Origin of the sequence: Desulfosarcina sp. (assembly GCF_033791525.1) — a bacterium.
GTDB lineage: Bacteria > Desulfobacterota > Desulfobacteria > Desulfobacterales > Desulfosarcinaceae > Desulfosarcina.
The window spans coordinates 1-6,482 of sequence record NZ_JASJGN010000312.1 but is presented as its reverse complement, the minus strand read 5'-3'; the positions used below and the strand labels follow the sequence as shown (position 1 = coordinate 6,482).

The following is a 6,482-nucleotide window of genomic DNA, read 5'->3' as shown; positions in this document are numbered from 1 at the left end:
ACATCATTGGTGATCCGCGACATGAGTGTACCGGTGCGTTCTTTTTGGAAAAAGGATAGCGGAAGATCTTGAATACGATCGTAAAGCTGGTTGCGCAACCGGCGAATGATGTCTTCGCCGACATAGTTCATGAAGTACTCCTGGCCGTAGCTGCCCAACCCCTTTACTAAAAAAACGGCAACCACCAAAAGGGGTAACACGACTAATCCGGTGGTATCCCTGTTTACGAAGATATCGTCGATCACCGGTTTGATCAGGTACCCCGTTGCGGTGGTGGCGCTCGATATCATCAAGCTGCACCCGGCGGCGAAGATGAGGCGCCCGCTGTTTTTCTTGATCAAGGACAAGATCCGTCGATGCCGGTCCCTCAATTCTATCGTTAAGAAATGTTTCACTTTTGTTTCCCTTTTTGCGCGGTCATCATTCAGGATGCCTTAACCCAACGTGCCCGGTATTTATCCCATGGGATGCTTTTTGTAAACGATGCGGTTGAAATGGTCTATACCGTCAACACGGCGGAGAATGTAAGCATTGACATTTGGGACATCCATTGGCAATCTTCACCCGGCATATATTAAACTAGAACATCTACACCAATCTCAGGTCGATTAGTTATTTCCTCGGTTCTTGCGCTCAAAGGCGGTGCGGTCACCATAAAAAGGCTGCAAATTCTGCCCTTGTATGATATTAAATCTCACCTTTCATTAGCGCAACGATGGGTTGTGCCCCATCCGTCACCCATATAGAATAAGAAAGAAAAACCATACTGAACAACATGATATACGCAAATGAAAAAAAACAGAAGAAGGAGTCAGTAATGGCCATCAACCAGGAACTGCTTGACATCCTTGCCTGCCCACAGTGCAAAGGGGAGATCCGCCTCAACGACCCCCAAGACGGTCTGATCTGTGAAGCGTGCCGGCTGGTTTACGAAATTCGGGATGATATCCCCATCATGCTGATCGAAGAGGCCAAGCCGTTTAACTTATGAGTCTGCCCCAGCCCCCCTCGCCAGCCAAACTGATTGTGGGTTTTTTCGTCAAAGATAAGGCCCTTGCCACGGGTGTTGCGCAAGAATTGCAGGACCGGTTGGGTCCTGTTGACATGATCAGTGCGTGGCTTGATTTTGATTTCACGACTTATTATGAAAAGGAGATGGGCGCTCCGCTGAGTCGCCGGTTGGTCGTTTTTAAAACGCTTGTCGAGCAGACCGAACTGGCCACCATCAAGCGGATGACCAATGCGTTGGAACAAACATACCAGCGGCAGGGGCAGCGCAGGATCAATATCGATCCGGGATATCTGCTGCCCGAACGCTTCGTTCTGGCCACCGGAAAGAACTTTACCCATCGCATTTACATTGGCCAGGGCATTTATGCGGACCTGACGCTGATCTTTCAGAAAGGGGCCTTTCGCACGCTGCCGTGGACCTACCCCGACTATGCCGACAAGCCCCTGATTGACTTTCTAACCCTGGTCCGAAAAAAATATATGTTGGATTTAAAACAAAGGCAGGAACCATGATCAAGAGCATGACCGCCTATGCCCGGGCGGAAAATCAGACCGCTTCCTACACGGTTCGTGTGGAGGTGCGTTCATTCAATAGCCGGCATCTGGATGTGGCCTTAAAGCTCACCCACGGTTTCGAATCACTGGAGGAGCATATAAAAGGCATCATCGCCGAAACCGTGGCCCGCGGACGGGTGGATATTCGGGTGCAGATCCACGATGCGTCGGAGGCGGGCATCGCCTTTGAGGTAAATCTGCCGCGGGCCCGGGCCTATTACGAGGCATTGACCCAACTGAACCAGGCATTGGACCTGACCGGCCAGACCAGTATTGAGACGGTCCTGGCAGTGGGCAGCATGATTCATGCGGTGGAGGTGGAAAAAGACATGGACGCCGTGTGGCCGCAATTGGAACCGTGTCTGAGGACGGCCATGACCGATCTGGATGCCATGCGACGTGTGGAAGGGAACAACATGGCCCGTGACTTCCGGCAGCGTCTGGATGCCATTGAGACCATGCTGGAGGAGATTGGTAGCCAGGCCGCACAATTGCCGGAAATGGTTCGGCAGCGGCTGAAAGATCGCATCGAGGCACTGACCCACGGTGTCGTAGAGATCGATCAGACGCGCATCGCCCAGGAGGCGGCCCTGTTGGCCGATCGGAGTGATATCTCCGAAGAAATCGTGCGGGCCAACAGTCACATCCAGCAGTTCAGGGCACTGATGGAAGACGATACACCGGCCGGCCGGCCATTGAATTTTTTGCTCCAGGAGTTCAATCGGGAGTTCAACACCATGGGATCGAAATCGGGCAAGGCCACCATGTCCCACATCATCGTGGCGGTGAAATCAGAGCTCGAGAAACTGCGCGAGCAGATCCAGAACGTGGAGTAGCCTGAGATTGAGAAGGGAAGGGGATGGAAAAAAAACTGCTGAACATCGGCTTCGGCAATACGGTCGTGGCTGAACGGGTGGTGTCCATTGTTTCGCCCAGTTCGTCGCCCATGAAGCGGCTGAAAGATGAAGCCCGCAATGAAAGGCGTCTGGTTGACGCCACCCAGGGGCGCCGCACCCGGGCCATTATCATCATGGACAGCAACCACATCGTACTGTCCGCGATCCAATTCGAAACCATCTCACAGCGTTTCGAAGACCTGACAACGGAAAAGTGATCCCAGATGGCCAACATGATGTCGACAGACGAGCATGAGGAGCGAACGCATGGCGGTCGGCTCTTTGTGGTTTCCGCGCCATCGGGGGCCGGCAAAACCACGTTGTGTGATGCGGCCCGCCGACACCTGTATGATCTGGTCTATTCGGTCAGTTCGACCACGCGTGCGCCCCGGGACGGGGAGCAGGCGGGCAGGGACTATTTTTTTGTCACCGAAGCGCAGTTCCGCAAGGGCATCGACACCGGGCAATGGGCTGAATGGGCCAGGGTCCATGACAACTATTACGGTACGTCCGCCCAGTTCATCGAGGATCATCTGGATGCCGGCCGGGATGTCTTGATGGATATCGACGTCCAGGGGGCCGCGCAGATTGTGCGACGCTACCCGGATGCGGTTACCATCTTCATCATGGCACCGTCCATGGAAATCCTTCGCCAGCGGATCACCGTCAGAGGGCTGGACAGCGGCTCGGTGATAGACAAACGCATGAAAAACGCCCAAGCCGAAATTACATGCCGGGGGATGTACCGGCACGTGGTCGTCAATGATGACCTGGAGGCGGCCATCGCCCGGTTTGTGTCAATACTAAAAGGCGGGGCCGTTTGACATGGCCGGAAAAATCAAAAAACGAAGGCCGGCGCCGGACAGCCGGGAGGTGCTTTACGGATTTCACCCGGTCATGGAGGCATTGACCGCCGGCCGGCGAACCATGTATACATTGATGGTGGACCGGACGGCCCTTTCCGACCGTCAGACGCGGGTTGTTGAACTGGCGGAAAAGCGAGGGATTTCCTGTCAGACGCTGACGCCTGAACAGATTCGCGCGGCCTGCAGCAGCGACGAGCACCAGGGCGTTGCCGCCGCCGTGGCCCGCCTGCCTGCCGATTCCATTGAATCGATCGTTTCCGAATCCGGTCGGAAGGATGGCACCTGCCTGCTGGTGCTGCTGGACAGTATTGTGGATCCGAACAATCTGGGCGCCATTGTGCGCACGGCGCACTGTGTGGGCGCCGATGCACTCGTGGTTCCCAAAGATCGCGCCGTTGGGGCGACACCGGCGGTATCCAAAGCCTCCGCCGGTGCCTTGGAACACACGCGGCTGTGCCGGGTGACCAATCTGGTCGGGACCATTCAATGGCTGAAAAAAGAGGGCGTTTGGGTTGCCGGTCTTTCCATGCAAGCGGATCAGACTGTTTTTCAGGCCAACCTGAAAGGTCCCCTGGCCTTGGTGGTGGGGGGAGAGGAAAAGGGCCTCCGTCCACTGGTCCGCCAGCATTGCGATTTCCTGGTCTCGATTCCGCTGCGAGGCCTCGTGGATTCGCTCAATGCATCGGCTGCCGCCGCCGTCGTACTCTACGAAGCCTTCCGACAGCGCCAGCTGGCGGGTTGACGATATAATGTAGAATTTATGATTGGGTTTTAACCCAGGAGGAGCGCCTCATGGCAGATGCAGAAAGGATTAAAAAAAACAGTGACGGCAGTCTGAACGTTCCGGACCATCCTGTCATTCCATTCATCGAAGGCGACGGCATCGGGCCCGATATCTGGCGGGCGACCCGGTTGGTCATCGACGCAGCGGTTGAAAAAACCTACGTCGGAAATCGACACCTATCCTGGGTGGAGTTGCCCGTCGGGGAAAAGGGGTACGAGAAAACCGGCAACTACCTGCCCCAGGAGGCCCTCGATGCCATTGAATCCAACGTGGTGGCCATCAAAGGGCCGTTGACCACGCCCATTGGCAAGGGGATACGGAGCCTCAATGTGGCCATCCGGCAGAAGTTGGATCTGTATGCCTGCGTTCGCCCGGTGCGTTATATCGAAACGGTTCCCAGCCCCATGAAACACCCGGAAAAGATCAACATGGTTGTGTTCCGGGAAAACACCGAGGATCTGTACGCGGGAATCGAGTGGGCCTCGGGAACCGATGAGGCCAACATGGTGGCTGATTTTTTCAAAACGAAAATGGGGGTCGACCTGCCGCCCCTTGCCGGCATCGGCATCAAGCCCATCAGCCCGGCCAATACCAAACGTCTGGTTGCCAGCGCCATTGTTCACGCCCTGGAGAACGGTTTTCCAAGTGTCACGCTTATGCATAAGGGCAATATCATGAAGTTCACCGAAGGCGCCTTTGCCCAGTGGGGCTACGAAGTGGCCAAGGAGCGCTTTGCCGACCGGACGATCACCGAGGCACAGCTCTATGACCAGTACGATGGAAAGGCACCCGAAGGAAAGGTGGTGGTCAAGGACCGGATTGCGGATATGCTGTTCCAGCAGGTGCTTCTGCGACCCGATGAATACAGCGTCATCGCCACGCCCAACCTTAACGGCGACTATATATCCGATGCCCTGGCCGCCCAGGTGGGCGGGCTGGGTATGGCGCCAGGGGCCAATATCGGCGACGTCTGCGCCGTGTTCGAGGCCACCCACGGCACCGCCCCGAAATATACCGGGCTGGATAAGGTGAATCCCGGCTCCCTGATTCTGTCTGGCGCCATGATGCTCGACTACATGGGGTGGAAAGAGGCAGGTACCGCCGTTCGCGACGCCGTTCAGGCGGCCATCAAGGCCCGCCGGGTGACTTACGATTTGGCGCGGCAGATCGAGGGCGCTCAGGAAGTGAAATGCTCCGAGTTTGCCGCGGCTATCGTCGCACAGATCAAATAGAACATCGGCATGCTGAGCCTAACGACGCTGCCGGGGGTGTTTCAGCGGCTGTTGCACGGCATGGGTGATGCCCTTTTTCCGGCCAAATGCCTGGGTTGCGGCCGGCTTTTTAAGCATGACCGTGAAACGCCGCCAACGAGCAATCCAATTGGTTTTTCCGCTGCAATGGCCCCTCATTTTTGTCTGCACTGCCGAGACCGGTGGACAGCGGTGGCTTCCCCGTTGTGTTCCCGGTGCGGACTGGTATTTAGCAGTCGCGAGGGGGAGGATCACCTTTGCGGCCGATGCCTGGACGGACCCGGTGCCTTCATCCGGGCCCGCGCCGCCGGTATCTATGATAACACCCTGAAAGCAGCTATCCATGCGTTGAAGTTCAAGGACAAGGTGAGCCTGGCCAATCCGTTGGGAAGAGTGCTTTTCGATGCCTTCCTGCATTATTGGACGGTCGGCGAGGTCGATGTGGTGGCACCGGTTCCCCTTCACCGGCAACGATTCCGCCAGCGGGGATTCAACCAAGCCTACCTGCTGGTGAGACGGTGGGCGCTGCCCGAAGAGACCGTCATCATTCGTGACCTGCTGGTGCGCACCCGGGCCACGGCCCCTCAAACCGGATTGGACCGTCAGCAGCGGCGGATCAACATCCGGAATGCATTCAGCGTGAATCGTCGTGGTCAGACTGCAGGCAAGCGGGTGCTGATGGTGGATGACGTTTTGACCACGGGTGCTACGGTCGACGCCTGTTCCAATGCCCTGATGCGTGACGGGGCCGAACGGGTGGATGTGCTGACGTTGGCCAGGGCACTGTAGAATTCTTTTTAAATAGGACTTTTAATCCAATATCTGCGTTGGAACCGCGTTCCGAATCCTCGACATACTGGAGTATGCCTGCGGTTTGAAACCCGATCCCGCCTTGATCTTGAACCAAAATCCTCAATTTAAGAAGAATTCCAGTGACCAATGGGAATTGGCAATGATTTTCAAGAAAGAGGTAAACAACTGTTTCTGGTAAAAAATAAGCAACTCTATCTGTTTCAATTTTCGGCGCTTGCACAGATCCCTAGTCTGGTCCATGCTGTTGTGAGCCGAATGGGGGATGGCAGCCGGCCGCCCTTTGACGGAATGAACCTGGGCCATGGGG

Annotated in this window: 10 protein-coding genes; 8 read left to right on the top strand and 2 right to left on the bottom strand. The window is 56.0% G+C overall.

What is annotated here, in order from left to right; translation table 11 throughout:
* On the bottom strand, positions 1 to 395 hold a 395-nt coding region (locus QNK41_RS15770; protein WP_319258600.1), incomplete at its 3' end, for an ABC transporter transmembrane domain-containing protein.
* A 422-nt stretch (positions 396 to 817) separates the two neighbouring features.
* Between QNK41_RS15770 and QNK41_RS15765 the strand changes: the two genes are divergently transcribed.
* From QNK41_RS15765 to QNK41_RS15730, 8 genes are read left to right on the top strand one after another with little or no spacing between them, the layout of a single operon-like run.
* Positions 818 to 991 (top strand): Trm112 family protein, encoded by a 174-nt coding sequence (locus tag QNK41_RS15765; protein ID WP_319258598.1) that lies wholly within the window; start codon positions 818 to 820, stop codon positions 989 to 991.
* Positions 988 to 1,524: a DUF4416 family protein gene (locus QNK41_RS15760; protein ID WP_319258596.1), complete on the top strand. Its 537-nt coding sequence runs from the start codon at positions 988 to 990 to the stop codon at positions 1,522 to 1,524. The genes QNK41_RS15765 and QNK41_RS15760 overlap by 4 nt, the downstream gene beginning before the upstream one ends.
* Positions 1,521 to 2,402: a YicC/YloC family endoribonuclease gene (locus QNK41_RS15755; protein WP_319258594.1), complete on the top strand. Its 882-nt coding sequence runs from the start codon at positions 1,521 to 1,523 to the stop codon at positions 2,400 to 2,402. Before QNK41_RS15760 ends, QNK41_RS15755 begins: the two co-directional genes overlap by 4 nt.
* A 23-nt stretch (positions 2,403 to 2,425) precedes the next feature.
* Positions 2,426 to 2,680 carry an extracellular matrix/biofilm biosynthesis regulator RemA family protein gene (locus QNK41_RS15750; protein ID WP_319258592.1) on the top strand — a complete coding sequence of 85 codons (255 nt, stop codon included), beginning with the start codon at positions 2,426 to 2,428 and terminating at the stop codon, positions 2,678 to 2,680.
* Between the two features lie 6 nt (positions 2,681 to 2,686).
* Positions 2,687 to 3,286, top strand: a complete 600-nt coding sequence (gene gmk, locus QNK41_RS15745) for a guanylate kinase (protein ID WP_319258590.1) — start codon at positions 2,687 to 2,689, stop codon at positions 3,284 to 3,286.
* A gap of 1 nt (position 3,287) precedes the next feature.
* On the top strand, positions 3,288 to 4,070 hold the full coding sequence (gene rlmB / locus QNK41_RS15740) for a 23S rRNA (guanosine(2251)-2'-O)-methyltransferase RlmB (RefSeq protein ID WP_319258588.1): 783 nt from the start codon (positions 3,288 to 3,290) through the stop codon (positions 4,068 to 4,070).
* A 50-nt stretch (positions 4,071 to 4,120) separates the two neighbouring features.
* Positions 4,121 to 5,344 (top strand): isocitrate dehydrogenase (NADP(+)), encoded by a 1,224-nt coding sequence (gene icd, locus QNK41_RS15735; protein ID WP_319258586.1) that lies wholly within the window; start codon positions 4,121 to 4,123, stop codon positions 5,342 to 5,344.
* A 9-nt stretch (positions 5,345 to 5,353) separates the two neighbouring features.
* Positions 5,354 to 6,151: a ComF family protein gene (locus QNK41_RS15730; protein WP_319258584.1), complete on the top strand. Its 798-nt coding sequence runs from the start codon at positions 5,354 to 5,356 to the stop codon at positions 6,149 to 6,151.
* A 123-nt stretch (positions 6,152 to 6,274) separates the two neighbouring features.
* Here QNK41_RS15730 and QNK41_RS15725 read toward each other — a convergent pair.
* Positions 6,275 to 6,482, bottom strand: a 208-nt coding sequence (locus tag QNK41_RS15725) for a hypothetical protein (protein ID WP_319258582.1), incomplete at its 5' end; no start/stop codon positions are given.

What these genes read in the sequence shown, in the direction of transcription:
- QNK41_RS15765 (WP_319258598.1), top strand. Translation starts at nt 818, where the DNA reads ATGGCCATCAACCAGGAACTGCTTGACATCCTTGCCTGCCCACAGTGC.
- QNK41_RS15760 (WP_319258596.1), top strand. Translation starts at nt 988, where the DNA reads ATGAGTCTGCCCCAGCCCCCCTCGCCAGCCAAACTGATTGTGGGTTTT.
- QNK41_RS15755 (WP_319258594.1), top strand. Translation starts at nt 1,521, where the DNA reads ATGATCAAGAGCATGACCGCCTATGCCCGGGCGGAAAATCAGACCGCT.
- QNK41_RS15750 (WP_319258592.1), top strand. Translation starts at nt 2,426, where the DNA reads ATGGAAAAAAAACTGCTGAACATCGGCTTCGGCAATACGGTCGTGGCT.
- gmk (WP_319258590.1), top strand. Translation starts at nt 2,687, where the DNA reads ATGGCCAACATGATGTCGACAGACGAGCATGAGGAGCGAACGCATGGC.
- rlmB (WP_319258588.1), top strand. Translation starts at nt 3,288, where the DNA reads ATGGCCGGAAAAATCAAAAAACGAAGGCCGGCGCCGGACAGCCGGGAG.
- icd (WP_319258586.1), top strand. Translation starts at nt 4,121, where the DNA reads ATGGCAGATGCAGAAAGGATTAAAAAAAACAGTGACGGCAGTCTGAAC.
- QNK41_RS15730 (WP_319258584.1), top strand. Translation starts at nt 5,354, where the DNA reads ATGCTGAGCCTAACGACGCTGCCGGGGGTGTTTCAGCGGCTGTTGCAC.